At 61.5% G+C, this 26,317-nt stretch carries 32 protein-coding genes and 1 pseudogene; 15 read left to right on the top strand and 18 right to left on the bottom strand.

Annotation, left to right across the window (positions count from 1 at the left end; all coding sequences use genetic code 11):
* The first annotated feature begins 73 nt into the window (after nt 1–73).
* The gene (locus ACXMDM_RS11975) at nt 74–502 is read left to right on the top strand and encodes a heavy metal-responsive transcriptional regulator (RefSeq protein ID WP_233830907.1); all 429 of its coding nucleotides are present in this window, start codon (nt 74–76) and stop codon (nt 500–502) included.
* A gap of 56 nt (nt 503–558) precedes the next feature.
* Nucleotides 559–1,224: an SDR family oxidoreductase gene (locus ACXMDM_RS11970; protein WP_071799763.1), complete on the top strand. Its 666-nt coding sequence runs from the start codon at nt 559–561 to the stop codon at nt 1,222–1,224.
* Nucleotides 1,225–1,239: 15 nt separating this feature from the next.
* Here the strand turns inward: ACXMDM_RS11970 and ACXMDM_RS11965 are convergent, their stop codons facing one another.
* On the bottom strand, nt 1,240–2,124 hold the full coding sequence (locus tag ACXMDM_RS11965; protein WP_071799762.1) for an SHOCT domain-containing protein: 885 nt from the start codon (nt 2,122–2,124) through the stop codon (nt 1,240–1,242).
* Nucleotides 2,125–2,283: 159 nt separating this feature from the next.
* Here ACXMDM_RS11965 and ACXMDM_RS11960 point away from each other — a divergent pair, with 159 nt between their 5' ends.
* Nucleotides 2,284–2,673: a hypothetical protein gene (locus tag ACXMDM_RS11960; RefSeq protein ID WP_071799761.1), complete on the top strand. Its 390-nt coding sequence runs from the start codon at nt 2,284–2,286 to the stop codon at nt 2,671–2,673.
* Nucleotides 2,674–2,745: 72 nt separating this feature from the next.
* On the opposite strand, the gene ACXMDM_RS11955 is transcribed toward ACXMDM_RS11960, so the two are convergent.
* The gene (locus tag ACXMDM_RS11955; RefSeq protein WP_083544317.1) at nt 2,746–3,294 is read right to left on the bottom strand and encodes a DUF3122 domain-containing protein; all 549 of its coding nucleotides are present in this window, start codon (nt 3,292–3,294) and stop codon (nt 2,746–2,748) included.
* Between the two features lie 127 nt (nt 3,295–3,421).
* Between ACXMDM_RS11955 and psbA the strand changes: the two genes are divergently transcribed.
* The 3 genes from psbA (at nt 3,422) to ACXMDM_RS11940 (ending at nt 5,798) form a co-directional block, all read left to right on the top strand.
* On the top strand, nt 3,422–4,501 hold the full coding sequence (gene psbA / locus ACXMDM_RS11950; protein ID WP_071799760.1) for a photosystem II q(b) protein: 1,080 nt from the start codon (nt 3,422–3,424) through the stop codon (nt 4,499–4,501).
* Between the two features lie 82 nt (nt 4,502–4,583).
* Complete coding sequence (locus ACXMDM_RS11945; protein ID WP_071799759.1) at nt 4,584–5,201, top strand: Tll0287-like domain-containing protein; 618 nt, start codon at nt 4,584–4,586, stop codon at nt 5,199–5,201.
* A 57-nt stretch (nt 5,202–5,258) separates the two neighbouring features.
* Nucleotides 5,259–5,798: a cytochrome b/b6 domain-containing protein gene (locus ACXMDM_RS11940; RefSeq protein WP_071799758.1), complete on the top strand. Its 540-nt coding sequence runs from the start codon at nt 5,259–5,261 to the stop codon at nt 5,796–5,798.
* A gap of 157 nt (nt 5,799–5,955) precedes the next feature.
* Here the strand turns inward: ACXMDM_RS11940 and ACXMDM_RS11935 are convergent, their stop codons facing one another.
* The 6 genes from ACXMDM_RS11935 to ACXMDM_RS11910 all read right to left on the bottom strand — a co-directional run bounded on the left by ACXMDM_RS11935 (nt 5,956) and on the right by ACXMDM_RS11910 (nt 12,686).
* Nucleotides 5,956–6,339, bottom strand: a complete 384-nt coding sequence (locus tag ACXMDM_RS11935) for a hypothetical protein (protein WP_071799757.1) — start codon at nt 6,337–6,339, stop codon at nt 5,956–5,958.
* Nucleotides 6,340–6,469: 130 nt separating this feature from the next.
* Entirely contained in the window at nt 6,470–7,291 is an 822-nt protein-coding gene (ppk2, locus tag ACXMDM_RS11930) for a polyphosphate kinase 2 (RefSeq protein WP_071799756.1), read from the bottom strand.
* Nucleotides 7,292–7,358: 67 nt separating this feature from the next.
* Complete coding sequence (locus ACXMDM_RS11925) at nt 7,359–10,475, bottom strand: type I restriction endonuclease subunit R (protein WP_071799755.1); 3,117 nt, start codon at nt 10,473–10,475, stop codon at nt 7,359–7,361.
* Nucleotides 10,472–11,521, bottom strand: coding sequence for a virulence RhuM family protein (locus ACXMDM_RS11920; RefSeq protein WP_071799754.1), 1,050 nt, complete (start codon nt 11,519–11,521; stop codon nt 10,472–10,474). The genes ACXMDM_RS11925 and ACXMDM_RS11920 overlap by 4 nt, the downstream gene beginning before the upstream one ends.
* Before the next feature lie 75 nt (nt 11,522–11,596).
* The gene (locus ACXMDM_RS11915; RefSeq protein ID WP_071799753.1) at nt 11,597–11,947 is read right to left on the bottom strand and encodes a hypothetical protein; all 351 of its coding nucleotides are present in this window, start codon (nt 11,945–11,947) and stop codon (nt 11,597–11,599) included.
* A 220-nt stretch (nt 11,948–12,167) separates the two neighbouring features.
* On the bottom strand, nt 12,168–12,686 hold the full coding sequence (locus tag ACXMDM_RS11910) for a hypothetical protein (protein ID WP_233830904.1): 519 nt from the start codon (nt 12,684–12,686) through the stop codon (nt 12,168–12,170).
* A 96-nt stretch (nt 12,687–12,782) separates the two neighbouring features.
* On the opposite strand from ACXMDM_RS11910, the gene ACXMDM_RS11905 reads away from it, so the two are divergent.
* The 4 genes from ACXMDM_RS11905 (at nt 12,783) to ACXMDM_RS11890 (ending at nt 14,362) form a co-directional block, all read left to right on the top strand.
* A complete protein-coding gene (locus tag ACXMDM_RS11905) occupies nt 12,783–13,067 on the top strand; it encodes a type II toxin-antitoxin system TacA family antitoxin (protein ID WP_071799752.1) in 285 nt (94 codons plus the stop codon).
* Nucleotides 13,064–13,582 (top strand): GNAT family N-acetyltransferase, encoded by a 519-nt coding sequence (locus ACXMDM_RS11900; protein ID WP_071799751.1) that lies wholly within the window; start codon nt 13,064–13,066, stop codon nt 13,580–13,582. The genes ACXMDM_RS11905 and ACXMDM_RS11900 overlap by 4 nt, the downstream gene beginning before the upstream one ends.
* 109 nt (nt 13,583–13,691) lie before the next feature.
* A complete protein-coding gene (locus tag ACXMDM_RS11895; RefSeq protein ID WP_071799750.1) occupies nt 13,692–13,940 on the top strand; it encodes an AbrB/MazE/SpoVT family DNA-binding domain-containing protein in 249 nt (82 codons plus the stop codon).
* A 5-nt stretch (nt 13,941–13,945) separates the two neighbouring features.
* Nucleotides 13,946–14,362: a type II toxin-antitoxin system VapC family toxin gene (locus ACXMDM_RS11890; RefSeq protein WP_162922816.1), complete on the top strand. Its 417-nt coding sequence runs from the start codon at nt 13,946–13,948 to the stop codon at nt 14,360–14,362.
* A 7-nt stretch (nt 14,363–14,369) separates the two neighbouring features.
* Here the strand turns inward: ACXMDM_RS11890 and ACXMDM_RS11885 are convergent, their stop codons facing one another.
* Nucleotides 14,370–14,543: a DUF4357 domain-containing protein gene (locus tag ACXMDM_RS11885; RefSeq protein ID WP_162922815.1), complete on the bottom strand. Its 174-nt coding sequence runs from the start codon at nt 14,541–14,543 to the stop codon at nt 14,370–14,372.
* Between the two features lie 303 nt (nt 14,544–14,846).
* The gene (locus ACXMDM_RS11880; protein WP_071799748.1) at nt 14,847–15,029 is read right to left on the bottom strand and encodes a hypothetical protein; all 183 of its coding nucleotides are present in this window, start codon (nt 15,027–15,029) and stop codon (nt 14,847–14,849) included.
* A 38-nt stretch (nt 15,030–15,067) separates the two neighbouring features.
* Between ACXMDM_RS11880 and ACXMDM_RS11875 the strand changes: the two genes are divergently transcribed.
* Entirely contained in the window at nt 15,068–15,268 is a 201-nt protein-coding gene (locus ACXMDM_RS11875) for a hypothetical protein (protein WP_071799747.1), read from the top strand.
* A 272-nt stretch (nt 15,269–15,540) separates the two neighbouring features.
* Here the strand turns inward: ACXMDM_RS11875 and ACXMDM_RS11870 are convergent, their stop codons facing one another.
* The 5 genes from ACXMDM_RS11870 to ACXMDM_RS11850 all read right to left on the bottom strand — a co-directional run bounded on the left by ACXMDM_RS11870 (nt 15,541) and on the right by ACXMDM_RS11850 (nt 21,379).
* Complete coding sequence (locus ACXMDM_RS11870; RefSeq protein WP_071799746.1) at nt 15,541–16,407, bottom strand: hypothetical protein; 867 nt, start codon at nt 16,405–16,407, stop codon at nt 15,541–15,543.
* On the bottom strand, nt 16,404–16,718 hold the full coding sequence (locus tag ACXMDM_RS11865; RefSeq protein ID WP_145537208.1) for a hypothetical protein: 315 nt from the start codon (nt 16,716–16,718) through the stop codon (nt 16,404–16,406). Before ACXMDM_RS11865 ends, ACXMDM_RS11870 begins: the two co-directional genes overlap by 4 nt.
* 51 nt (nt 16,719–16,769) lie before the next feature.
* A complete protein-coding gene (locus ACXMDM_RS11860; protein ID WP_071801696.1) occupies nt 16,770–17,708 on the bottom strand; it encodes an IS481 family transposase in 939 nt (312 codons plus the stop codon).
* A gap of 535 nt (nt 17,709–18,243) precedes the next feature.
* Nucleotides 18,244–19,566 (bottom strand): restriction endonuclease subunit S, encoded by a 1,323-nt coding sequence (locus tag ACXMDM_RS11855; RefSeq protein ID WP_071799744.1) that lies wholly within the window; start codon nt 19,564–19,566, stop codon nt 18,244–18,246.
* Nucleotides 19,556–21,379, bottom strand: coding sequence for a class I SAM-dependent DNA methyltransferase (locus ACXMDM_RS11850; protein WP_259723011.1), 1,824 nt, complete (start codon nt 21,377–21,379; stop codon nt 19,556–19,558). Before ACXMDM_RS11850 ends, ACXMDM_RS11855 begins: the two co-directional genes overlap by 11 nt.
* 86 nt (nt 21,380–21,465) lie before the next feature.
* On the opposite strand from ACXMDM_RS11850, the gene ACXMDM_RS11845 reads away from it, so the two are divergent.
* A complete protein-coding gene (locus ACXMDM_RS11845; RefSeq protein WP_071799743.1) occupies nt 21,466–21,693 on the top strand; it encodes a DUF433 domain-containing protein in 228 nt (75 codons plus the stop codon).
* A 118-nt stretch (nt 21,694–21,811) separates the two neighbouring features.
* Here ACXMDM_RS11845 and ACXMDM_RS11840 read toward each other — a convergent pair whose 3' ends face one another.
* On the bottom strand, nt 21,812–22,480 hold the full coding sequence (locus ACXMDM_RS11840; RefSeq protein WP_083544315.1) for an HD domain-containing protein: 669 nt from the start codon (nt 22,478–22,480) through the stop codon (nt 21,812–21,814).
* Nucleotides 22,477–22,878, bottom strand: a complete 402-nt coding sequence (locus ACXMDM_RS11835; RefSeq protein WP_071799742.1) for a thiol-disulfide oxidoreductase DCC family protein — start codon at nt 22,876–22,878, stop codon at nt 22,477–22,479. The genes ACXMDM_RS11840 and ACXMDM_RS11835 overlap by 4 nt, the downstream gene beginning before the upstream one ends.
* An 85-nt stretch (nt 22,879–22,963) precedes the next feature.
* On the opposite strand from ACXMDM_RS11835, the gene pdxH reads away from it, so the two are divergent.
* From pdxH to ACXMDM_RS11820, 3 genes and pseudogenes are all read left to right on the top strand, one after another.
* Nucleotides 22,964–23,644 carry a pyridoxamine 5'-phosphate oxidase gene (pdxH, locus tag ACXMDM_RS11830; protein WP_071799741.1) on the top strand — a complete coding sequence of 227 codons (681 nt, stop codon included), beginning with the start codon at nt 22,964–22,966 and terminating at the stop codon, nt 23,642–23,644.
* Nucleotides 23,610–24,125, top strand: coding sequence for a DUF4079 domain-containing protein (locus tag ACXMDM_RS11825; protein ID WP_083544314.1), 516 nt, complete (start codon nt 23,610–23,612; stop codon nt 24,123–24,125). The genes pdxH and ACXMDM_RS11825 overlap by 35 nt, the downstream gene beginning before the upstream one ends.
* An 89-nt stretch (nt 24,126–24,214) precedes the next feature.
* Nucleotides 24,215–25,087, top strand: a pseudogene (locus ACXMDM_RS11820) (damage-control phosphatase ARMT1 family protein).
* Between the two features lie 260 nt (nt 25,088–25,347).
* On the opposite strand, the gene ACXMDM_RS11815 reads toward ACXMDM_RS11820, so the two are convergent.
* Entirely contained in the window at nt 25,348–26,316 is a 969-nt protein-coding gene (locus ACXMDM_RS11815; protein WP_071799740.1) for a F0F1 ATP synthase subunit gamma, read from the bottom strand.
* Nucleotide 26,317: the final 1 nt, after the last annotated feature.

The following is a 26,317-nucleotide window of genomic DNA, read 5'->3' as shown; positions in this document are numbered from 1 at the left end:
AATCAGGAGCAAAGGCCAACCTTTACCTTAGAGTCTCCATCTAGGTGGAGAGTCAACCCTTGTGGAAGTCGTTGTGAAGAAGACCGGCCTGCAGGCCGGTAAGCAGGCCGGCATGAAGATCGGTGTGCTGGCGGCCCGCAGTGGTCTGCCGGTCAAAACGTTGCGCTACTACGAAGAGCTGGGCCTGCTGCCGGCGATCGGCCGCAGCCAGGGGGGCTATCGCCTGTTCGCCGAAGACAGCCTGCGGCGTCTGGAGTTCATTCGCCGTCTCAAGACCCTTGGGCTCAGCCTCGAAGAAATCCAGGGATCGCTGGCGGTTCATGACGCCGGTGATTTGCCCTGCGGCGACATTGCGATCCAGCTGGGGCGCCAGATCGAGCGGATCGATGGCCAGATCAAGGAGCTGCGCCAGCTTCGCCAGGAACTGCAGGGGCTGCTGGCGGGCTGGCAGAGCCATCCGGCCAGGGAAGCGGAGCTGATCTGCCCAAACCTTCAGGTGTGAGCGCACGCGCCTGACTTCCTACGCTCCAACGACTGGCAGCAGCAGCTCTTCAGCCCATGGCCACTTACCTGATCACCGGCGCCAACCGCGGCATCGGCCTGGAGTATTGCCGTCAGCTGCAGGCCCGCGGTGAGCTGGTTGTGGCGGCCTGCCGCCAGCCATCGCCGGAGCTGGAGAGCCTGGGTGTGCGCCTGGAGGCGGGGCTGGAGCTCACCTCCGGCGAAGCGATAGCCGGCCTGGTGGAGCGGCTCGATGGGCTGCCGATCGATGGGCTGATCCATAACGCCGGCATCGTCGAGCGCACCAACCTGGAGCACCTCGATGCCGGCAGTCTGCGGCGCCAGTTCGAGGTGAACGCCATCGCCCCTCTGGAGCTCACCAGTGCCTTGCTGGGCCAGCTGCATCCAGGCGCCAAGGTGATCCTGATGACCAGCCGCATGGGCTCTATCGACGACAACACCTCGGGCGGCTCCTACGGCTACCGGATGTCGAAGGTGGCGCTCTGCATGGCCGGCAAGTCGATGGCGATCGATCTCAAGCCCCGGGGGATTGCCGTTGCCCTGCTCCATCCCGGCCTGGTGAGCACCCGCATGACCGGCTTCAGCGAGCAAGGCATCACAGCTGAGCAGGCGGTGACGGGCCTGCTCGCCCGCATCGACGCGCTCAGCCTGGAGACCTCCGGTAGCTTCTGGCATGCCAATGGCCAGCTCTTGCCCTGGTGAGGGCTGGGGTTGTTCCTAGAGGCGGCTGAGCAGCTCGGCCTTTTTGGCTGTGAACTCGTCCTCGGTGAGGATGCCTTTCTGCATGAGCTCCCCGAGACGCTCCAGGGTGGCGAAGACATCGGTACTGCTGGCCTTGCTGGCCGCCGGGTTCGATGGTGCAGAGCTGGATGGAGCGGCAACTGCAGCGCTCGGTGCTTGAGGCTCAGCCTGGGCGGCTGCAGGAGTGGCCGTGGGGGCTGCTGTGACGTTCACCGCTGGCAGGTGGGTGAGGCTGATGCTGCCGGTGCCGGTGCTAAACACCACGCCGCCACCGGACGACTGCTGCTGGGAGAGGCCGGAGATCTGGTGGCCGCTGGTGTCGTAGACACTGACGTTGCCGTTGACCTTCACCGCCAGCCGGCCGGCGGCCGGGAAATAGGCGTAGTGCATGTCGTTCTGGGAGCCGCTGGAGCTTGGGGCGCCGAGACCTGCTGGCCACCAGCTGTCCTGGGGGTCGGCGCTGAATAGCGCGCCGGAGCCAAAGCTCATCGGCTGCATGCCCGTGGCCATCTGCATGCCACCGCCCACCTGCATCTGCTGGCTGCCGCCGCCGCTCTGGCTCTGCGACTGGAAGCTTCCCTTTGGAAAGAGGTCGGGCTGGCTGGCGACGGCTGCGGCCAATCCCTGGCAGAGCCCATCGACGCGGGCCTTGAGCCCCTGGTTGAACATGTCACCCAGCATCATCATGCCGCCGTTCATCCATTGGCCGGAGCCGGCGAATTCGGGGTGATTGAACTGGGCCATGCCGCCACGCCCCTTAAGCACCGCGAAGGTCATGTGCAGCACGGCGTCCTGGCTGAAGCCATAGCGCTGGGCCAAGTCGTTGACGACTTCAAGCCCTTCGGCCGTGAGTTTTTCCATTGCGATGTTCTGGCTGAGCCAAATCCTGTGCGAGTGCCGGTGCAAATCCCGGCTGAATCTGAAGCGATTTTTTAACCTATCACCACCACCTGGCCAACTCCGTGGCTTGGAGCACCGGATGGCTCTGTCTAGGGTTCCAGCAGACCTGCAGGCAGCGCCATGGCCATCGTCAATCGCTGCGCCGTCGGGATCTACCCCGCCGCCCATCTGCTCGCCTGGGCCGAGCGGCTGGATCTCGACACCACGGCGGGTGGAGCCCGGGAGCCCTGTCTGTATCTGATCCCCGATTTCGAGACGAACGACGAAGCCGAAGAGATCCTCAAGGAGATCTACGAGGCGATCTTTGAGGCGGAGCTCGACTTCTGGAATCGCGACAGCGGCACCTGGCCGGCGGAGCACACCTATTCGGTGTTTCGCAAGTGGTTTGAGGTGCGCTTTTACCCCCTGATCCAGGACCTGGTGGGAGAAGAGATCACCGCCACTGAGCTCGATGAGGCGTTCATGGGAGATCTGCGAACGGCTCTGGAGGGCCTGGAGAATCCCTCCTGAGCAATGCATTGACGCCAGCGCTTGCATCGACGCCCCTGGGACTTCCGCCGCAGCAGACCTCAGCGCGCCCGATCAGCTTCCCTGCCCAGCCTTGAGGCCGATGGCTTCAACGATCTCCGGTGAGAGCATCAGCGCCTGATCGGTCCCGTTCTGGAGCGGAATCGCCAGTCGCAGGGGCAAGATCGCGCTGGGCCTGGGCTGCAGCCTGGCCAGATCGAACTGGGCCGAACTGGCTGGAACGGCTGGATCGCCTGCCGGCACCTGTTCCTCGCTGTGGTTAGCCAGTTGCCAGTGGCTCCCCTGGCTGTCTTCGAGTTCGAGGCCGCGTTGGTGGTCGAGCTGCTCACCGAGAGCCAGGGCCGTCAGGCGCAGGCGCCAGCCCTTCGGAAAATCCGGGTCGGGTTGCTCAAACAGGCTGATCGCCCAGCCATCGCCGTTGGTATCGGCCAGTGACCAGCGCTGAATCTCAGCTGCAGCCTGGACTGGCACGGCAAAGGCCAGCACGGGGGCGGCCAATAGCAGGGCGACCAGAAGGCTGAGCAGGCGGGCTCGCCAACGCCGCTGTGGCCCAGGCGTCGTCGGCGGCTGTTGTGACTGGAGGATCGGAGCAGAATGACTCATAGCAGCATGTGCGACCTAGGCCGATATATCGTTAGTATTGTAGGAGGGTCGGGAGGGCTTTTGCCGAATGTTCGCTCTGGCCAGGCCAGCTCGTCCCGCTCCGACTCCTGTCTTCTGAGGTCTCACCATGACGTCAACCACCTTCAAGCGCTCCCGGGGCAATCCCTGGAATCGCTTCACCGACTGGGTCACCAGCACCGAGAACCGCCTCTATGTGGGCTGGTTCGGGGTGTTGATGATTCCCACCCTGCTGGTTGCCACCAGCTGTTTCGTGGTCGCCTTCATCGGCGCGCCCCCCGTTGACATCGATGGCGTTCGCGAGCCTGTTTCCGGTGGTCTGCTCTATGGCAACAACATCATCACCGCCGCGGTTGTTCCCTCCAGTAACGCGATCGGCCTGCACTTTTACCCGATCTGGGCCGCCTCCAGCCTGGATGAGTGGCTCTACAACGGCGGCCCCTATCAGCTGATCATCTTCCACTTTTTGATTGGCATTTTCTGCTGGATGGGACGAGAGTGGGAGCTCAGCTACAGGCTGGGCATGCGTCCTTGGATCGCTGTGGCCTACTCAGCCCCAGTGGCTGCTGCCACCGCCGTGCTGCTGGTCTATTCGGTGGGCCAGGGCTCCTTCTCCGATGGCATGCCCTTGGGCATCTCCGGCACCTTCAACTTCATGCTGGTGCTCCAGGCTGAGCACAACGTGCTGATGCACCCCTTCCACATGCTGGGAGTCACCGGTGTCTTCGGCGGGGCCCTATTCGCCGCCATGCACGGCTCACTCGTCACCAGTTCACTGGTGCGGGAGTCCACCGAAACCGAATCCCTCAACCACGGCTACAAGTTCGGCCAGGAAGAAGAGACGTACAACATCGTGGCCGCCCACGGCTACTTTGGCCGTCTGATCTTCCAGTACGCCTCCTTCAACAACAGCCGCAGCCTGCACTTCTTGCTGGCCGCCTGGCCGGTGGTGGGCATCTGGTTCGCGGCCCTGGCCGTGGCCAGCTTCTCGTTCAACCTCAACGGCCTCAACTTCAACCACTCCGTGCTGGATCACCAAGGCCGGGTGATCAACACCTGGGCCGATGTGCTCAACCGGGGTGGCCTGGGCATCGAGGCGATGCACGAGCGCAACGTGCACAACTTCCCGCTTGATCTGGCCACCAGCGCCAGCACCCCCGTGGCCCTGACGGCACCAGCGATCGGTTAGTGGGACTTTGACCCCCGCCCAGTCGATCCCAGGACGGCGCCCACCGCCTGCTCGCCCCGCTCTCTTGCCTGGAGTCCAGCCCATGACGTCCTTTCTCTTCGCGCTGCTTGCCGCCTTGCTGCTGAGCCTCACGCCCCCAGCGGCTTGGGCTGCCCAAAGCGATCGGCCGCCGACCCGCTCTGCCGTCGAACCAGCTGAGCTGGCCCGGGCTGTGGCGGAGATGGAGCAGCTCGATCGGATGCGCGTGAGCCTGGCCTCCACGCTTGAGGGCAGCAGCGAGGAGCCAACGCTGCAAACGATGAAGGAGGTCTGCAAACCGGTGGGCCTGCGGGCGATGGCGATCGGTAAGGAGAACGGCTGGCAGGTGCGCCAGGTGGCCAGCAAGTTTCGTAATCCCGACCATGCGCCCGCCACGGCCCAGGAGCGGCAGGTGCTCGATCTGTTCCATCGCCAGCCGGCGATCACCGGACTGTGGCAGCCGGCTGGCGCCGAGCAGGCGAGCGGCGTGAACTATTACCGCCGTATCAACGTGGAGCCCAGCTGCCTGGCCTGCCACGGCAGCAAAGCCAGCCGGCCTTCCTTCGTCAAAGACAACTACCCCGCCGATAAGGCCTTCGATTTCAACGTGGGGGACCTGCGCGGCATGTACGCCGTGTTCATCCCCGAGCTGCAACAGGCGTTGGCGGAAGCACAGAACTAACTGGTGCTGCTGGCTGACGCCGCCTGAGGCAAGCTTTTCCCATCTGCAGCCATCTGGATGCCCCGCCCCTATCAACCGTCCTTGCTGCGCTTGCTCCATGGCGGCACGGCCCTGGCGGTGCTGGGTTGCTGGATCAGCGGCCTGATCGTTTACAGCCGCTATGACGGCCGCTGGGGGCGACTTCCCTTCACCCCAGCAGGCCACTGGATTGACCTCCACGGTCAGATCGGCGTGTTGCTGTTGCTGCTCGCTGTGCCCTTCCTGGCCTACTCCTTGAGCCTGGGCCGCTCACGCCTGCGGCGATCAGCCAATTCCGTGGCCCTTGTGGCCCTGGCCCTGGCCATCGGCACGGGCAAGTTGATGCAGGAGGACTGGCTCAGGCAGGGAGAGCTGAACCACCTCGCCTATTCCCTGCACCTGCTGGCCTGGCTGCTGATCGCCCTCACTGTGCTGGTTCACGTTGGCGCCAGCCTGCAACTGGGCGGCTGGCCGCTGCTGGCCTCGATGACCAATCCCGCCGTCAAAAAAGGCGACCTTCCTGGCGACTGGCCGGGCCAGGTGCGGCGGTTTCTGAGGCGAGGCAGCGGAGCATCCTGAGCTTATCCAGTTCGTGACAGTTGGTGGTATTAAATCCTGCTGTCTATTTTATAAACAACTGGCAAGGAATCCTTGTCATGGACCAGCTGAGAAGTTGTCTAGTGGCTTCTCTATAAGCTAAAAGTCACGTTTCCCTGTGATGCAGATATGGCCCGAGTTACTGAGCGGATTCAAGGGGTTCACCGGGCAGGAAGCGCTGGATGAACTTCTCCAAGGTGATCGGTCCGCAACGGGGCTGCCAGCTGGTTCCCCCAGGCATTCGCCGCCAGTACTGCACCTGTAGATGGGAATCATCCCCAGCGAGTAGCTCCAGTCCATAGCGGTATTCAGCATCTGCAGATTGATCTGGAGTGGCCAGGGGTTCCGCTCGCGGCTGAGTTTCCAGGAAGGCGTTAAGAAAACCAGCGGAGCTGGGGTTGTGGCGGCGGGCCATGGCGAAGCGCCAGGCGGCTCCGGTCGGGTAGCCATCGTGGTGCAGGTAGAGATGGCGGATCGGAGCGCCTGGAAAGCCTCTGAAGGAATAAACTGCGCGGGTGGCCAAGGCGGTGGGGCGGCTGTACTGATCAGTGCCCCAGGCGTCTCACATGTCTGGGCTGATGGACAAACTGTGGTGACCCTGGCCAGTCCTGAGGTGACGTCCAAAAAACCCAGACCGGCGCAAGGCGACCAGCTCAGTTGTCGATGAACAGTGAATGGGCTGTACGCACAACCCGTGGATCGGGCTCACCGACGGCGTCGTGGTCTTTGAGCTCGTAGTTAAGGGCGTGGAGAACGCTGCGGATGGCGCCAAGACGGGCCCGTTTCTTCTCGTTCGAGTTAACGATGGTCCAAGGCGCCACGAGGGTGTCGGTGGCGAGCAGCATCTCATTGCGAGCTTCGGTGTACTCGCCATACTTCTCCACGCTCACCTCGTCGATGGGCGACAACTTCCACTGCTTGAGTGGATCCTCGCGCCGGTCTTTGAAACGCAGCTTCTGGCGGGCTTCTGACACGGCAAACCAGAGCTTGAATAATAGAATTCCACTGCTGACGAGTGACTGTTCGAAGCCAGGAACCTGGCGCAGGAACAAAGCGTGTTCCTGCGGTGTGCAGAACTCCATCACCTTCTCAACGCCTGCCCGGTTGTACCACGACCTGTCGAACATCGTGATTTCGCCGGCCGATGGCAGGTGCGGAACATAGCGCTGGAAGTACCACTGGGTCGCTTCGGCATCGTTGGGCTTAAGTAGCGCCACATGTTCACTGCCGCGAGGGTTCAGGTGTTCGCGGAAGCGCTTGATTGATCCGCCTTTGCCTGCCGCATCGCGACCTTCGAACAGGATCACCACGCGCTGTCCGACAGCCTTGATATGGCGCTGAGCCTTGAGCAGTTCGATCTGAAGCACTTCGAGGTCTTGTTTGTAGTCTTTCTTGTCGATCGGTTTGTCGTAGGGAAGATTGTTCTGCATCTCCTCAATTGTCTCGACGGGTGATAGACGTTGCTTCTTGCTCATGGGCCTACTTGGATCGGGCGGGAGTGGTTGATGCGCTGGATCAACGGTAGCTCCGCAATGCAACCACTTACACCCAGGCCGAACACAACAGCTCCGCCTGAGCCAGCACGGTTTGCACAGCGGCGTCCTGTAGATCAGGTGGGTAGCCGTAGCGGTTGAGGATGCGTTTCACCATCACGCGGATCTTGGCGCGGGCACTTTCGCGCAGGGTCCAGTCGATCGACACGCTCTTTTTCACCTGGGTGATGAGTTCGGCGGCGATCAGTTTGAGCTTGGCGTCACCCATGGCTTCAACGGCGCTGTCGTTGGCAGCGAGGGCGTCGTAGAAGGCGACTTCGTCGTCGGAGAGGCCGAGGTCTTCGCCGCGTTTGCTGGCGGCATCGAGCTCTTTGGCGAGCGAGATGAGCTCCTCGATCACCTCGGCGGTGGTGATGGCGCGGTTGTGGTAAGCATTAAGGGTTTTTTTGAGCTTCTCGGAGAACACCTGGCTCTGTACCAGGTTGCGTTTTGAGCGCACTTTGAGCTCATCTTTGAGTAGTTTTTCCAGCAACTCCGCGGCCACATTCTTATGCTTAAGGCCACGCACCTCGGCGAGGAACTGATCGCTGAGGATCGAAATGTCGGGCCTTGGCAGGCCGGCTGCGGTGAACACGTCGATCACCTGGCCGTCGGTGCTGATCGCCTGACTCACCAGCTGGCGGATGGCGGCGTCGATCTGCTCAGGTGATCGGCTGGTGGAGCTGGTTTGCTTGGAGAGGGCAGCCTGCAACGCCTGAAAGAAACTCACGTCGTCGCGGATCTCGGCGGCTTCGTCGCTGGCGGAGCATAGGGCGAAGGCGCGGGAGAGTTCGGCCACCACCTGCAGCCAGCGCTGCTTGCCGTTCTCCTGAAACAGGATGTGCTCCTGGCCTGCGGGAAGGAGCTGCAGGCGCTCGGTGGGGGTGCCGCTGGTCCAGGCCGACCAGTCAAACCCGTGCAGGAGATCCGAGGCGATGCCGTGTTTTTCGAGCATCACGGCGATGGCGCCGGCGGTGTCGAAGGTGGGGTCGCCTTTGCCGCCGCTTTCTGTGTAGGTGGCCAGGGCCCGCTTGAGCTGATCGGCGAGGCCGAGATAATCCACCACCAGACCGCCGGGCTTGTCGCGGAAGACGCGGTTGACGCGGGCGATCGCCTGCATCAGCCCGTGGCCCTGCATCGGCTTGTCGGCATACATGGTGTGCAGACAGGGGGCATCGAAGCCCGTGAGCCACATGTCACGCACGATCACGATCTTGAAGGAATCGTTGGCATCCTTGAAGCGGTTGGCCAGCTGGCGGCGGGCCTCCTTGCTGCGGATGTGGGGCTGCCAGTCGGGGCCGTCATCGGCGCTGCCGGTCATCACCACCTTGAGGGTGTCAGTCGCCCATTCGGGCCTCAGCTGAATCAAAGCGTTGTAGAGATCGACGCAGATGCGGCGGCTCATGCAGACGACCATCGCCTTGCCATCCATCGCCTCCAGGCGTTTCTCCACATGCGCCACCAGATCGGCGGCCACCAGGGCGAGGCGCTGGGGATCGCCAACCAAGGCTTCGAGGGCGGCCCACTTGGTTTTCAGCTTTTCCTTGCTGGTTTGCTCTTCGCCTTCGGTGATTTCCTCGAATTCGGCATCAAGACCAGGCAACGCGGCGGCGTTCAGGGAGAGCTTGGAGATGCGGCTCTCGTAGTAGATCGGCACGGTGGCCCGATCGGCCACGGCGCGCTGGATGTCGTAGATGGAGATGTAATCGCCGAACACGGCGCGGGTGTTGGCGTCGGTCTGCTCGATCGGCGTGCCTGTGAAGCCGATAAAGGAGGCGTTGGGCAGGGCATCGCGCAGGTTGCTGGCGAAGCCGTAGGTCATCGCGCCGGTCTTCTCATTCACCTTGCCGCCGAAGCCATACTGGCTGCGGTGCGCTTCATCGGCGATCACCACGATGTTGCGGCGGGCGCTGAGCTCGGGCATCGGCGCACCCTTTTCGGGCATGAACTTCTGGATGGTGGTGAACACCACGCCGCCACTGGCGCGGTTGAGCAGCTCGCGCAACTGCTCACGATTGGCGGCCTGCAGCGGCGTTTGCCCGAGGATGTCGGCGCAGCGCTGGAACTGCCCGAAGAGCTGATCATCGAGGTCGTTGCGATCGGTGAGCACCACCAGGGTGGGATTGGCCATCGCTGGATAGCGCACGATGCGGGCGGCATAGAAGAGCATCGAAAAGCTCTTGCCGCTGCCCTGGGTGTGCCACACCACGCCGGCGCGACGGTCGCCCGGCCTGCCGCCCAAGCTGCGGGCGGCGGGCCCCATGCCGCTGGCGCGCACGGTTTCCTGCACGGCCGCATTCACGGCGTGGAATTGGTGGTAGCCGGCAATGATCTTGTGGAGGGCTCCCGAATCAGGGTCTTCCTCAAAGACGATGAAATGCTGCAGCAGATCGAGGAACCGCTGCGGCTCGAACACACCACGGATCAGCGTTTCCAGCTCCAGGGCTGTGGCGGGGGCGTCGGTTTCGCCATCAATGCTGCGCCACAGCTTGAACCACTCCTGGTTGGCGGTGATCGAGCCGATGCGGGCCTGCAGCCCATCGCTCACCACCAGGGCGGCGTTGTACTGAAGCAGCGAAGGAATCTCAGCTTTGTAGGTCTGCAGCTGGGCGTAGGCGCTCCAGATGGTGGCGCCTTCAACGGCGGCGTTCTTGAGCTCAATCAGGCCCAGGGGCAGGCCGTTGAGGAACACGACCAGGTCGGGCCGGCGGTTGTGTTGGCCGTCGCTGACGCTGAACTGGTTCACCACCAGCCAGTCGTTGGCACTGGCGTCGGCGAAGTCGACCAGCCGTACATGGTCGCCGGCGATGCTGCCATCGGGGCGGGGATACTCCACCGGTACGCCCTCACGCAGCAGGCGGTGGAAGGCGCTGTTGGTCTGTACCAGCGACGGGGTGGCCAGGCGCAACAGCTTGCGCAGGGCTTCCTCACGGGCGTCATCGGGGATGGCTGGGTTGAGCCGGCGAGTAGCTTCGCGCAGCCGGCCCACCAGCACCACATCGCCGAACGACTGCCGCTCCGCCGCCGGTTCGCCGGGGGCGAGATCAGGGCCATGGCGCACCACATAGCCCAGCTCCTGGAACCAGCCAAGGGCCGCCTCTTCGATGAGGGCTTCGGTGAGGGTCATGGCTTCGGCGGTTTGGGCTTCTTCGGCGTCGGTAAGTTCTTCAAGTCTTTGGCAGCCTTCTCAAACTCCACATCGATAGGCTGAGGTTGCGCATCGAGCAGCGCCCGATAGCGGCCATATTCCAACTCAGCTTTCCTCCTGGCAGACTCAGCAGAAACGCTTCCTGCATTGTCCAGTACATCACGTCCGGAGATGGCCAGAAACTCATCCAGCTTCTTGATCCAGTCTCGCATCGTCATCGGCCTGCGCTCCAACGCCTGGAGCTCCGCATATTCGATGTAGAGGCTAACGATACGGTTCAAGACCTGAAGTTCATCTGCGGAGAGGTAGTTCTTGGCGACAGATATGTCACCTTTGCGCACGATGCCGCTGGGTCGTGTGGTCTGCAAGCCCATGAATGGCTTTGTCGCGTCCACCCGCTCGGCGATGACCTCAGCGGCTGTATGGCCATGGGCCGCCCAATGCATCTTGTTCTGCACAGTGGCGAAGAACTGCTGGGTGGTTTCCGCATCCGGCGTGTAGTCCACACTCGTTGCGTAGATATCCAGTACCTTCTGATAGAAGCGACGTTCCGACGAGCGGATGTCGCGGATGCGATCGAGAAGCTCGTCAAAATAGTCTCTCTGACCCTTTCCTGGGGGATTCTTCAGCCGCTCGTCGTCAATGGTGAAGCCTTTCACCAGATACTCGTTTAAGCAGCCAATGGCCCACTGGCGGAACTGAGTGCCTCGATGGCTGCGCACGCGGAAACCGACCGCCAAAACCGCTTCAAGCCGATAATGGCGAAGCTTGCGCGAGACTTCGCGCCCACCCTCCAAACGAACCTGTAAGTAGTTCTTACAAGTTGCCGATTCGACCAGCTCACCCTCAGAAAAGATGCTTTTCAAATGCAGGGTCACGTTCTGGGGAGTTGTTTCAAACAGCTCGGCCATCTGTGCCTGGGTCAGCCACAGGGTTTCATCTTCTAATCGACATTGGATGCGTGTGCGGCCATCTTCTGTCTGGTAGAGGATGAGTTCGGAATCGGGCAAGACTTCGTCGCTCATGAGTTCAGCCAGCTTCCGGAGTGAACTGTTGCAGATTCTGCAACGGTTGTTTGTGGCACCATGCAAGTGGCCTGCTCAATCGCCCGCATACAGCACCCGGCCTTGTGTGCGAGCCGCGAACTCCACAGTGCCTGGCACCTGGGCGCGGGAGTCGTAGAGGGCCTGGCTCGTCACGATCAGGTCGATCGGCATCAACAGCCCGCGCAGGACACGGCGCAGGCGCAGCATTTCCTGGTAGCGGTCGGCCACCTGGGCTTCCACCACCAGAAGGTCAAGGACGTTGGCAACGCTGAGATCCCCTGCGGCAGCGGAACCAAAGGCGATCAGGCGCGTGGGTGCGGCTGCGGCAACCAACCGGCGCACGGCCTCCGCGATCTTCTCGGGGGTCACCGCCCAAGGCTTGCCGGTGAGGTCCTTGCTCAGCATCGTCCCGGCAACTCGTTTGCTTGCCAGCCAGAGGCTAAGCGGTTCCTGAACGACTGTCAGACCTGCTGTCAGTCCCACCGACCCGTTGCACCTGGCGCTGCTGATGAAGGTCATCCTTCCGACCTTGCGGTGAGCTCCCGCAGGACAGATGACCCATGGCCGTCGCTGGCACGGGGCAGTCCCGGGAGATTCGAGTTGCTGGCGGCTTCACGCATCGCCATCAGCTCACCGTGGTGCGCTCCTGCAACGTGCCGCTCACGTACTTGTGCAGCACGCTGCTGATCAGCGTTTGATAAGGAATGCCTTCCTGCATGGCACGGGTGCGGAGGGCCTGGAGGTCACCGCTGGAAAGACGGATGTTGATCCGCTGGTCTTTCTGGCCCGTTGTCTTCGCTGCTTCCTGGAGCTGACTGAGAAGAGCCGGCGTGGCCACACTGCGCAGTTCACCGGCCTCGAATTCAGTGAGAAGCTGCTGCTCTGCAGGCTCCAGTTCAGGCGGGGAGGGGATGATCGTTCTCGCTAACAGATGCTCTTCGGTTTCGATCATCGGCACCAGGTGGACGTAGCCATGGAGCCGCACCACGAGGATGCGCTGCCCTGGATAGCGCTGCTGGTTGGGGTGCTCCAACACGTCGAGCAGATCGCCCGCCTCAATCGCCACCACCACTGCTTCGAAGCACAGCTGCCGCTCGGCCAGGAGTTGAGCATTTTTCTCAGGGCTCCACGCGAAGGGCTTCATCAGGCAAGCCTAGGGAGGCTGTGTGCCTGATGTCATCAGCCTAGGCGGGCCAAGGATCTTGGTGGCCGTACAATTGCCGGACACCGAGGCAGGCCTTTGGACCCCGCCAGCACCCGTTCCCGCAATCGACGCATCGAAGTACGGGCCACAGCCGAGGATCGCCAACTGATTGATCGGGCTGTCACCGCTTCCGGCACCGATCTCACCCGGTTCGTGATCACCCATCTCCGCCTGGCCGCCCAGCAGGTGCTGGCCGACCGCGACGGATTCCGCCTCGACCCCGAGGCGCTCGACGCCTGGGAGCACGCCAACCAACGGCCGGCCCGTTCGCTGAAGGGTCTGCGTGCGCTGATGGATCGGCCCTCACCGTTTCAGGAGTGAGCGCCGGCTACAAGTCGCCCCGGCTGCTGGCCTCCGCCGATCGCCTCGACGGTTTCGAATGCCGGTCCGAGGAGCAGACGATCTGGTTGCGAAAGCATGCCCGCCAGGCCCATGCCCCTGGCGGCACCAGCAGGGTGTTCGTGGTCACCGAAGCGGGCAGCATTGATGTGGTGGCCTACTACGCCTGGTGCATGGCCAGCATCACTCCGGCGCAGGCTCCGCTGCGGCTTCAAAAGGGCGCCGGCCGCTATCCCCAGCCCGTTGCCCTGCTGGCTCGCCTGGGGGTTGACCTTCACCATGAAGGTCGGGGCCTCGGTGCCGCTCTGCTGGCGGATGTGATCGGCCGCACGGCACAGATCGGCTCAGAAGTTGGTTGCCGGGGATTGCTCGTCCATGCCGAGAGCACATCGGCGCGAGCATTCTATCTGCATCTCATCCCGGAATTCGAGCCCTCCCCCACCGACCCATTGCACCTGGTGCTGCTGATGAAGGACATCCTGCGGACGATGGGGTGAGCTCCAAAAGACAGATGACCCTGCTCGTGGCTGAACGAGGCAGGCATGCCCATGGGAGCGTCCCACACCTATCCTTACCAGGTAATACCCAGCCCAGGAGCGAGTGTCGATGGACTCTGCCGATGCCGCCACCAGCTCGATCACCAGCAAGGGGCAGGTCACCATCCCCAAGGCGTTGCGTCAGCAGTTCGGGCTGGCCAGGGGCAGCCGCGTGCGTTTCGCGTTAGTGGGGGATCACATCGAGCTGCGCCCCTGGAAGCCGGAGCAGCCACTGCCTGAGAGCGGGTTCGGATTGCTGAAGACCAGCCGGCCAGCCGTGCCGGCTGACTTTGACCCCGCGAGCCTGCTGCGCCCGTGATTGGCGTGGACACCAATGTGCTGGCCCGCTACTTCGTAGCGGAGGACGATGCCGGTGCGGCCACGGAACGCCAGCACCGGGCTGCCCGCGATCTGATCGAATCCGGCCAGCCGCTGTTCCTGGCCAAAACCGTGGCCCTGGAACTGGAGTGGGTGCTGCGTGGCTACTACGGCTTCCCGGTGGAGAAGGTGCTGCAGGTGTTCGACCACTTGCTGGCCCATCCCGGCCTCACGGCAGAAGACCGGCCAGCCCTGGAGCAGGCCGTGGCCGGGGTGGGCAATGGGCTCGACTTCGCCGATGCCCTGCACCATGCCAGCTGCCGCAGCTGCGAGGCGATGGCGTCGTTTGATGATCGCGGTTTCGTTCGGCGCAGTCGCCAGCTCAATCTCGCGCCACGTCTGTTTGTACCGGCACGTTCCTGAGCGGGAATTAGGGCCTGTATGTCTCAACCAACTCGGAGACCGCCGCCGCTCGCTCCTGGTGCTCCTTGAGGGTGATCCACGCGGCATCCTTCCACTCAAGCCGGCCGTTGGCACTGCGGGCGAGCAATAGAGCCGCCGCCTGGGACGGCGACTTGAACTCGTAGTCCTGGAGCAGTGCCACCTGGTTGTCCTGCCTGGCGTGGACGCCTTGCCGGATGAGTTGCTACCGCGTGCGCATCAGTGCGTTGGGGGCGCTGGCGGTGAAGTCCCGGCGCCCCCTGGCCCCCTTGAGGACGGTGAACCCAGGCCGATCAGCAGGGTCTCCAGGCGCTGGGCGTGGGCCTTGTTCAGGTGGCCGTCCTTGAAGGTGAAGGCGTAGGCGGTAGTCCATAACTCCTTGGCCTGGTGCTGCTCCAGGCGCCACGCGAGGGGGTCCGCCTCCCCGATGTAGGCGATGTCGACGCCGCCGTCCTCAGGGCCGCCGTCAACATGTACACCTGTACACGCCAGGACGACCGGCCTCAGGCCTCTGGGTGAACTCCTTGAGCTGGGAGCGAGGGATCACGTAGCCGATGCCGCTCCAGTTCGTCCTCTCCACGATTCGCATCCCTTCCGGCAGGCCAGAGGGCACGAACAAGCGCAAGGCGAAAGGGCGGGTGGTGGTCATGGGTTGGACACCTTGACGGCGGTGTACGCCTGCCGTTCATGGTTGGGCGTTTTCGGGAACGCAAGGCTCAGTTCCCGCTGGCGGACGAGCACCTTGAGGTACTGATCCCGGAGGGTGTCGGGCTTCCGATTCACCAGTTCTGCCAGTCAGCGGAGGGTGATGAACCGTCCTTCGCAAAGGTCCAGGACGACATCGATCAGCACCTGGCGATCCACCTTTCTCTTGGTTCGGGGCTCTAATGCCATTGCTTCCAAACGGGAGCGCAAAGCCTCTGAGAGCGGCGCCAGATCATCCACCATAGGAAATGGCAGCTGGCCTGACACCAAGCAATCCTCAAGGTCGCGCTGCTCGGTCAAATTCGAGGAGCTGGCACTCAAATTCGGGGAGCTGGAGCCCAAATTCGGGGAGCTCGGCACCGAAATTCGGGGAATAGGGCCAAAAACGTCGTCTGGGGTGGGGATGGCTTCCTGTACTGCCAAATGTGGGCCGGGGATAACAATGGAGGAATTGTTTAGTGTGCAGGCAATTGAGCAGCGGCACCAAACTCTGCCAAGGCCTCTGCCTCATCAAGGATATTCACGACCCGCGACATGGAGCCAAGTAAACGGATCGATTTGTCCACTTCGGCTTGCGAAAGCTGCTCAGGCGTCGCATTCACCAACAACACTGTGTGATCGGAAGTAATAAGTTTGGCATTCAATATGCTCTCAAGCATCCAAGCCGTTGAGTCCCTATTCTTCTGGATCTGAGACTTTCGTTTGGGAATCGGAAAGCGTTGATAAGCTCGTTCAAGCGTACCGTTGGCAATGGCGTGGCTGAAGAAAAACTCCTCATCAACGCCACGGACGGTGCACCTCACAGGATACCTATCGTAGAAGTTGCGATGATCCTTGAGTTGAGTTAGAGTCATCAGTGAATCACACAATTCGTCGAACCCAATATCGCGTGGTTCCTCAGCGGTGTTCGCCTCGATAAGTTGCGCGAAAAGCTGATCCGCCACCGCCGGTAGCTCCTCCTCGCTGATGTCATCAAGCACAGAACCTGAATCCACCACGACGAAATTGCCGCGCGCCGTCTGTTGCAACACCTCAATAAAGCCCGGAGAACTTGACGACACCACGTCACCGCCGCCCAAAGGTCGCATGCTCGTTCCCACGACTGCATCCCGCCAATAGCGAATCCATTGCCGATAGGCACTGGCGGAAGTCACGAAGCTGGGAATGGAGCGACCATCCACTTCTCCCGGGCGATCAGAGTACTCTGCAAGAAAACGCGCCTCAATGCCGAGTAGCGACCAGACGATGACGCCGATGTTGCGCGGCTCGAACCGGTGCAAGTCGGGGATGTATTTTGCAAGCAGGTACTTGGTCGTGTTCATAATGGCAGCCTCCAAGCCTGGATGGCCGAAAACTCGGCCTGGTTGTTGCTGATGATATCTTTCATATTATCTCGCCTTGCCTTCAAAAAGTCAATCGCAGCGGCGACTTCTTGTGCCGTTAGTCCGTAAGGCTTGGCGTCTTCGCAGACTTCTTCGATATAGAAATCCGGCGTTGCCCTGATTCTCCTGAGCCAGTAATCAAAGTAATAGTCATCGTTCACGGCATCGAGCAAGCAATGCCGGTGTTGACCAGAGTCCACTGGATTATTCGTCGTCCAGGAAATTCCTAGCCGGTCGCGCAGCGTCGTCAAGCGTGTCTCGCCCTGTCCTGCGGCGTAGCCTAAGTGTGCTTTCTCACCAGGTCATTCAGCGATCAGCAGCCGCTGGAGGCATTGCTGAGGCGTGAGGCCACCGAGAGCCATGTGGCACCTGCTGCCGTTATAGATCCCCAGATAGCGGGGTAGCCAGCGGTTGCGTTCATCCGATGTTTGGTAGGCGATCACGTAAGCCCATTCCGCCAGGATGGTTTTGATGAACCGTTCGGCCTTCCCGTTGGTCTGCGGCGTGTAGGGCTTGGTGCGGATGGGCTTGAGATCCAAGGCGCGACAGGCTTTTCGCCAGTCTCCAGAGCGGTAGGAGGGGCCGTTGTCTGAGAGGATCCGCCGACAGGTGATCCCCTGCTCAGAGAACCAGCCGACGGCACGGGCCAGGAATCCAACGGTCGTCTCCTTCTGCTCATCAGCCAGCACTTCGACGTAGGCCAGGCGGGTGGCGTCGTCGATCGCGACGTGCACCTTTTCGTAGCCGGCACCTCGGGAGGAGCCTTGACGACGGTCGCCGGTGATGCGGTGGCCGACCCGCTCAAACCTGGCCAGCTGTTTGATGTCGACATGGATCATGTCCCCGGGGCGCTCCCACTGGTAGCGACGAACAAGACGTTTGGGGTCAAGGTTCTTCAGGCGTCCCAGGCCCAGGCCCTTCATGAGCCGACCAACGGTGGAGAGGGGCGCACAGAGAGCCCTGGCGATGCGGCGGAGCGTGCAGCGCTGGTGCCGCAGGTCTACAGCCTGCTGGAGTTGCTGCGGATCGAGCGTCCGCCGCTGGCTGCGGCGAACACTCCGTCGATCCGCCAGTGCCGCTACGCCGCCTGCTCGAAACCTGGAGAGCCACTTGTAGGCCGTACGCAGGCTGATCCCGGCTTGTGCTGCAAGGGCTTTGAGTGGCACGCCTTCATCGAGATGCCGGCGGATGAGCCGTTCCCGACTGATGGGTGTCAGTCGGGCCAGAGGGTGGCTATGCATGGTGTGTGAGGTCTTGGGACGGTGGTGACACTCCGACCCTGGCGACCTCACACCCCCTTGTCAGCTGAACAACGTGGTGGGACTACACACCTAAGAGAGCGTGACTGTGGTCAAAGATGTTCATTTGCAATGGAATGCCGTAGAAATCCACTGAGAAGTTCTCCGCATGCCGGTCACAGTTCGCTATCCAAATGTCAAAGAGTAGTAACCCCGCTGACAATGACGGCAAAACCCTCACGCAATTCGCCACATTCACCGGCGGCAGTGTATTCCCGGTTAAGTTGAAGTCCAGCGAAGCGAAAAGAGGCCCGCCACTCGCCTGCGAAACTATTCCCACTGGAGGAACGGGCAGGCGGAGAAAGCGTCCGAGTTCGCCACAAATCAATTCGTTCGGGATGCAGTAAGGAGCCACCGCCGCGCTGTTCTCTTTCGCAACTGCGCTTAAATACACATAGCGACTTCCAGCAACGCCAATCCCTAGCTGGCGTCCGACTGACTCAATCCTATAAATTGCACTGGGCATTATGGAATGAGATTACAGGGTGGCGGATGCTTCTTCGGCAAGCCATCCGTCGCCCGCCAGCCTCAGCTCCCCGCTCAGAAGCTTCGGAAGCAACGTGTTGCGCAGGTTGGCAAGGGTGCCGGATTGGTTTGCGTTGGAGTGGATTTTGTCCCAAAGTGGAGCTACACGGACCTCAAAGGTTTTCTTCAAAGCTGTGGGCGGATTGAGTACCAAGTAGTTAGGGAATTGAGTCAGAGGGATTCGATCCACGGTAGCGCCCTGAACAGAATGCTGCATAAGGTATCGCTGGAATTCTGGGCCGATGAACTGGTGAAACCAAAAGTGAGCGTGGCCGTTCTCAGTTCTTGGCCGAATCAGCGCCAGCCTGCGTCCGAGGCAACATCTCAGTCCTGGGGGGATTAGGGTAAAGAATCCAAGTGTTGCTTCATAACTGAATACAATATCAAGCGGCCTTGGAGTTACGCGTTTCGTCCAATGGAACCAGTCTGATTCACTGATATGCCTTATTTCGCTGAGATCAAGAGCCGTTCCGGTAAGGTTCTTGATCCCAAGGAAGACAGGGCCTTCCTCCGCATTGGGTGGTGTAGCGTGTGGGCCATCAAAGACTTCTTCAACAACTTCGCTGATTCGCTTGACTTGCCATCCCTTTGGAATGTCTCCGAGCGGTGAATCTTCTAAGTGATCGGGGAACCTGGCAGCAGTGTCTTGATCGAGCCCAACAGGCTCCCGCCCATCCAGCGTGGCTCGCACAGGATCGAAATCCACGAACCAGCTCTGGAACAGCGCCCGCGCCATCGCCTCCAGCGTCGCGTTCATCCGCCGGTTCAACTCGATCTTGTCGTCCAGCGCCCCAAGCACCGCCGCGATGGCTTGTTGCTCGGCGAGGGGTGGTAGCGCGATTTCAAGCTGCGAGAAATGTCCTTTATTCAGAATTGGTTGCGCTGAACCGCCTGCTGCTTGGTGTCGAATCTCATTTTTGCGCGTGCTGAGGTTGTAGTAGATGAACTCGCTGCTGAATCGGTCGTCCACGACGATTGAATTAATTTGCTGATTGGTGATGCAATCGCGGCCAGCGATAACGGCCTTCCCCATGTCGGAGCCGATGCACGAAACCATAACGGAACCCGCGGGAATCTTTGAGCTTCTAACTGATTCCGCGCCTATTTCAGTGAGGTGGCGTGCGGTCGTGCTGATGGTCTTCCTTCCGTCCATGTCTGATGGGGTGACGAATGGAATCTGACCACCGAAGTTTCCTTCGATCGCAGTCAGTGGTGTCTTGCCCGTAATGACTCGTCCCAAATCACCGAGAGTTAGATCTTCCCACTTACCCGCCATAACCCAGCCCCCTCAGGTTGGCTCTGATGGCCTGCTCCAGCTTCGCCGACTCCGCATACTGAGCCTCCAGCTCCGCCACCAGCCGCGGCATCTTCACCTCAAACGGCTCGCCGTCGTCTTCCACTTCCTCCGCCCCCACATACCGCCCTGGCGTGAGCACGTGGCCATGGGCCGCAATCTCGGCGGTGGTGGCGGATTTGCAGAACCCCGGCACATCGTCGTAGCTCTCCGCGCCGTTGACTCCCCGCCAATGGTGATAGGTGCTGGTGATCTTCTCCAGGTCGGCCTCAAGCAGCTCCCGATGCACCCGATCGATCAGGCTGCCGAGCTTGCGGGCATCGATGAACAATGTGTGCCCGCGCCGATCGCGGAAGCCTCGATGGCCGTCGGCAGCTTTACTCTTCGTCAGGAACCAGAGGCACACCGGAATCTGGGTGCTGTAAAAGAGCTGGCCGGGCAGGGCCACCATGCAGTCCACCAGATCCGCCTCGATCAGGGCGCGGCGGATCTCGCCTTCGCCGCTCTGGTTGGAGCTCATGCTGCCGTTGGCGAGCACGAAGCCGGCCATGCCGCGGGGCGCCAGGTGGTGGATGAAGTGCTGCACCCAGGCGAAGTTGGCGTTGCCCTTCGGCGGTACGCCGTACTGCCAGCGCACGTCGTCGTCCTTGCGGAACCAGTCGGAGTCGTTGAAGGGCGGATTGGCGATCACGTAATCCGCCCGCAGATCGGGATGAATGTCGCGGCGGAAGCTGTCGGCATGCTCGGGGCCGAAGTCGGCCTCGATGCCGCGCAGGGCCAGGTTCATCACTGCCAGCCGGCGGGTGGTGGCGTTGCTCTCCTGGCCGTAGATGGAAATGTCGCCCAGCCGGCCGCCGTGGCTTTCCACGAACTTCTCGCTCTGCACGAACATGCCGCCCGAGCCGCAGCAGGGGTCGTAGATGCGGCCCTTGTAGGGCTCCAGCATCTCCACCAGGCAGCGCACCACACAACTGGGCGTGTAGAACTGGCCGCCGTTCTTGCCCTCGGCTGAGGCAAAGCGGGTGAGGAAGTATTCGTACACCCGGCCCAGCAGATCCACGGAGCGATGGCTCTTCGCAGACAAGCCCTCGCCTTCGCTGGCGGCGGTGAGTTCGATCGTGGCGATCACATCGATCAGTTCCCCCAGGCGCTGCTTGTCGAGGCCAGCTCTGGCGTAATCCTTCGGCAGCACCCCCTTGAGGCGTGGGTTGTCGCGCTCGATCGCCACCATGGCGTCGTCCACGAGCTTGCCGATCGTGGCCTGTTTGGCATGGGCCTGCAGCTGGCTCCAGCGGGCCTCGGCCGGCACCCAGAACACGTTTTCGGCCTTGTATTCGTCGGGGTCTTCCGGGTTGGCGCCCTCGTAGTCGCCAACGCCGGCGAGCAGCTTGACGCGATGCTCTTCGAAGCTGTCTGAGATGTATTTGAGGAAGATCAGGCCGAGCACCACGTGCTTGTATTCGGCCGCGTCCATGTTGTTGCGCAGCTTGTCGGCCGTAAGCCAGAGCTTGGCCTCGAAGCCAAGGTTGGCGGTGCCGTTGCTGGAGGTTTTGCCCTTGCGGGTGGCCTTGGCGGGGGCGGCCTGCTGCACCACGGGCTCGGCGCCGGCCAGGGACACGCTGTCGCTGCGACCTCGGCCGCGGGTGACGATTCCCTTGGCCACCAGTGCCGCCTTCACATCCTCGTAGAGGGGCTCCTCCCAGCCAAGGGCTTGGCGCAGAGCTGGGTTTTTGACGGGGCTGCCGGCCTTTTCCAGGGCTTCGAGGAAGTCGTCCAGGTGCTCCTGATCGGCCATGGATGGAGCGGGTTGGGCGGCGCTGCAGGGAGTCTGCCTGAGGTGGGGCAGTTTTGAGGGTTAGGCCAGCGGTTCATCGCTTACCGATGGGTCGTCGCGGAGAAGGCTGCGATCCGGAGGTGGCCGTGGCGTTGTGTGGTGGCAAGCCATGCATCCGGGGTATGCGCATCCGGGTGAGTGATGTGCTCGATCTCTATGCCGCCGGGCTCAGCAGCGAACAGATCCTCGCTGAGCTCCCCGATCTTGAAGCGGAGGATCTACCAGCAGCTCTTCGTTACGCGGCACGGGAAGTCGCTCTCCCCTTGGATCAGTAGTCGCTTCCCCGACATCGAGGCGTTCTCGGTCAGAAACCTTGGCTTCGGGTGGGGAATACGTCCAACCTCTCTCTTCAGGTGATCCTGCTGCGCTGCCTCGATCAAGCCAGGGCCAGCCTCAGCCCTGCAACTGCCCCATCGATCGCTCCGCGTAGCCCGCCGCCCACACCGCCGGGGCGATGCCGGTGGGCGTCAGCCGTAGGTAGGCCTCGCTGGCGAGGATCTCCCGCACGGATCTTCCCAGCAGCTCGCTGGAGCGGCTGCCGGGCAGGCGGTGGCTGAGGGTCTGGTGCATCCGCAGCAAATACCAGGCGCTGCCGTCGAGGCCGGCCTTGAAGCGATCCCAGCTGTTTGGATCGCGGCGGGCGTCGAGCACCATGTCGCGGGCGTTGTGGGCCTTGTCGGCTGCCGTCACCCGTAGCGAGCTCTCGGGTTTGCGCTCAAGGGAAGCCAGATAGCGCGTTTTGCGCAGCAGCCAGGGCTCCTTGTTGTCGCCGCTGAGGCCCTCGCTGGTGTCGGTGCAGTCGCGCACGATGCCGGCCACCTCCACCCCGAAGGCGGCCGCGATGCTGTCGTAGGTCTGGCCTGCGTCCTCGATGGCATCGTGCAGCAGGGCGGCGATCGCCTCGTTTTCGCTGCCGCCGTCTTCCCAGACCAGGCCGCTCACGGCGATCAGGTGGGAGATGTAGGGCACGGTTTTGCCCTTGCGGGTTTGGAAGCGGTGCAGCTGGGTGGCCCAGCTGAGGGCGGCGGTGTAGCGCTCGCTATGGGCCAGCTTTTGGGTCATCCGCTCGCTCCCCTTCCCCGGCAGAGCATTTCCAGGTCGCCCCGGCCAGTCAGCCGTAGGCGCCAGCTGGCCCAGACGCCATAGAGCGCATCCACCAACGGGCCGATCACGGGCCAGGCGGTGGGGGCATACAGCCAGCCCAGTCCCACCAAGCGGTAGGCCTCTCGGAACACGGCCACATCCTTGATCACGCGGCCATCGGCGCCGAGGCCGCGCATGCTTCCCATCGCCTCGCGGTAGCTGATGCCGCCATGGGCAGCGGGATCGTAATCCGGCGCATCAATGTCGACAAAACGAATCAGGCCCCGGCCGCGATCGCGCCCCTGCAAGGTGTCCACCTCGCGGCGGCAGAGGGGACAGGCCCCGTCGTACAGAAGGGTCAGCGCAGGTTCGGCCATGGCTTTGATCCTGGCGCAAGCCCCGGTGGCAACGCGTCAGGCTGAAGGCTGCGGCCCTGTTGGATGGGGCCCTGCCTAACCGCCCATGCCACCCGCCGCCCCCATTGATCCCGCCCAGCTGCGTCGCGACTACCGCAGCGCGGCCTTGCGGCGGGCCGATCTGGCGGCCGATCCGGTGACGCAATTCCGCCGCTGGTTCGATCAGGCCGTGGCCTCAGAGCTGAACGAGCCCAACGCCATGGTGCTCGGCAGCAGCGATGGCTGCCGCCCCAGCGCCCGCACCGTGTTGCTCAAGGCCTTTGACGCGCGGGGCTTCGTCTTCTTCACGCACTACGAGAGCCGCAAGGCCAACGAGATCGCTGCCCACCCGGAGGTGAGCCTGCTCTTTCCCTGGTATGGGTTGGAGCGCCAGGTGGCGATCCTGGGCCGGGCCGAGCGGATCAGCGCAGCCGAATCACTCAGCTATTTCCTCTCGCGTCCGTTCGGAAGCCGGCTGGGGGCTTGGGTGTCGCAGCAGAGCACCGTGATCGGCTCGCGCTCGATCCTCGAAAGCCAATTGGAAGCCATGAAACGCCGCTTTGCCGGTGGTGAGGTGCCACTGCCGCCGGCCTGGGGTGGCCTGCGCGTGCTGCCATTCGAGTTCGAGTTCTGGCAGGGGCGACAGAACCGCCTGCACGATCGCTTTCGCTATCGGCCCGCCGGGGATCAGGCGGGCTCAGCTGCTGGTGCGGATGTTGCCTGGTGCATCGAGCGGTTGGCGCCCTAACACCGCGGCCCTGCAGGGCTGGATCTCCAGGATCGCTGCCGATTCTGCGGCCAACATCCTGGCCAAACTTGTAGAGATGCCGCTGCTTGGCTTGATGCTCTATTCGGGCTATCTCGGCTACATGGCCAGCTTGATCCGCAAGCTGAGCGCCGAGGAACGCAAGGCAATGATTCCCTTGCAATACGGCCAGCGTCATGCCCAATTGGGTACGGTGATCCTGGGCGTCACGCTGCTGGGGGCTGCTGCTGGAATGGCCGTCACCTTCCTTAAAAATGGCAAGCTGATCATTGGCCCCCACCTCTTCGTTGGGCTGGGTGTGGCCGTGCTGGTGATCGCCACAGCCTTCCTGGGGTCATCGCTTCAGAAGGGCAAAAACTGGGCGCGCGTTCTGCACGTGTCGATCAATGGGGTAGTGCTGCTGCTATTCGACTGGCAGGCCTTCACAGCCATCGCCATCGTTCAAAAGCTGCTGAGTGCCTGATCGAACGGTGCAGCTGAGTGGTAGCTGCACCGTTCGGCCGGAGTGATTTCAGAAGAGCGCGTAGCTTGCAATCGAATTGAGCAACCATCGTGAAGACTTCGTTAGATTGCATTCCCTGTCTCTTGCGTCAATCTTTGGATGCAGCCAGGTTGGTGTCCACAAATCCGTTAGTTCATGAGCGCATTCTACGTGATGCGCTGAGCTGGGCTGGAGACATGGACCTCAATCAATCACCTCCAGCAATGGCGCAACGCATCCATCGACGGTTGCGCGAAATTACGGGGGTCGCTGACCCTTACCGTGCAACGAAGGACTGGCAAAATCGCGTTGCGATGGAGTTGATCCCGATGTTCCGCGCTGAGGTTGAAGCTGCCAGCGATCCCTTGTTCATGGCAACTCGTCTGGCGATCGCTGGAAATGTCATCGATATGGGCAGTAATAGCAGCTTGACAGAGGCAGATGTGCGGCAAACTTTGAACCAAGCTCTGACAGACCCATTCTCTGGAGAGCAGGAGAGGTTTCGTCAGGCGATCACCCAAGCTCAATCCATCTAGTATTTATCTGATAATGCCGGTGAAATTGCCTTTGATCGACTTCTGGTTGAACAACTTCTTCCGATCCGGCTTACTTTTGTTGTGCGCGGTGCGCCAGTCCTGAATGATGCCACGCTTGCGGATGCGCGAACGGTGGGGCTTGATCAAATTGTTGAGGTTATGGACAATGGTTCAGACGCTCCAGGAACCATCCTGACGGAATGCAATCAAGATCTTCGCGACAGATTTGAGACTGCCGATCTAATTATTGCTAAAGGGCAAGGAAACTTTGAGACTCTCAGTGACGCACCAGGTAATATCTTTTTCTTGTTCAAGGTCAAATGTCTTGTGATAGCCAATCTTGTCAACCAGCCGATGGGCATGCAAATGTTAGTTGATTCCAAGTCGCTAGCAACGGCAATACATTGAACAGCCCCCTTCAACAAGAGCCCCTAGGTGATTGGCGGGCATCAGCCAACTGCTTCGTAGAAACCTTCGGCTAGCCCATCTCGTACAACGACGCCTTGATCTGTTTCATCAAATGTCTCGCATCAGGGCCCTTGAGTTGTGGATGAGAGGGGTGTCATCTTCTGCAAAGCGGGAAACGCATGAACGAGAACTCGTCCTATCCGTGGTTACTGAAATCAAGAAGCAATAGCGAAAACTTTATTCCACTGGCACAAATCGGTTCACTCTCTCTGCCGAAGAGCTTCGAAACCAGAAACGATGTCGAGGAGTTCACCGGTGATCGCATTCTGCCGCTGCTGTCGGTGCATAGCATTCAAGTCATAGAGGCGCTCCTCGATGTGTTCTCCCGCAGCGTGCATGGCTGCGAGTCGAGCAGCATTCTCGCTGGCCAACGATTCAACCGCGGCCCGGAATAGGGAGAGGTGGAGATACTCCTGCACGATGTCTGCGAAAAGGCCGGGCAGCGGCTGGTTGCTCATCGGCTCACCGCACGATTCCCACTCACGCCATTGCAGATTCGCCAGCCAAGAGGGATTAAGGGGCAGGAGCTGCCGCACCGTGGGCTGATGGGTCGTCGCAGCAAGATAACTCTGGTACACAAGCAAGATCCGTACGACACAGGTGCTCGAATGCTCCATATCGGCCCATTCGGGACCTGCCTTCATTGCCCCAGCGGTTGAATCAGGGAATCGCCAGCCTTCGATCAACGGGAGGAGTTCCTGAAGCAGTGCTGAAGCCGCCTCCAGCGAACTGGGCAGTGAAAAACGTGCCTCAATCGGTAGGGGGCCACCATCCAGCAGGGTGGAGAGGCGGTCTCCAACCACCGCCATCCTGCATCGCTGGTCGGCGATGCCAAGGCGCCGTAGTTCCTCAACAGTGAAGGTCACGATCTGTTCGTTGAACGGACCACAAAGTCCGTGGCTAGATCCATAAAGAATCACTCCCACATCCCCAGTGGAGGAGACAGAAGGCAATAAAGAAGTCAGAGAAGAAGGGCCGGCGTCAAAGCGCTGCAACCGCAGCACAGCCTGCAGGGCCTGCTCCACATTAGCGGTATAGGCGACGAGTGATTCCCGCGCCAACTGAGACTGTCGCGTACCCGCCATAGCCAGTGCCTTCATTGTTCGTACCACCGACTGAAGCTCTGTTGTCGTGCGAATCATTGCTCGCAACTCCTCAAGCGTCTGCATG

It is taken from the genome of Synechococcus sp. CS-603 (genome assembly GCF_977929215.1).
The sequence above is the reverse complement of the archived record's forward strand: the minus strand, read 5'-3'. Positions and strand labels throughout refer to the sequence as shown.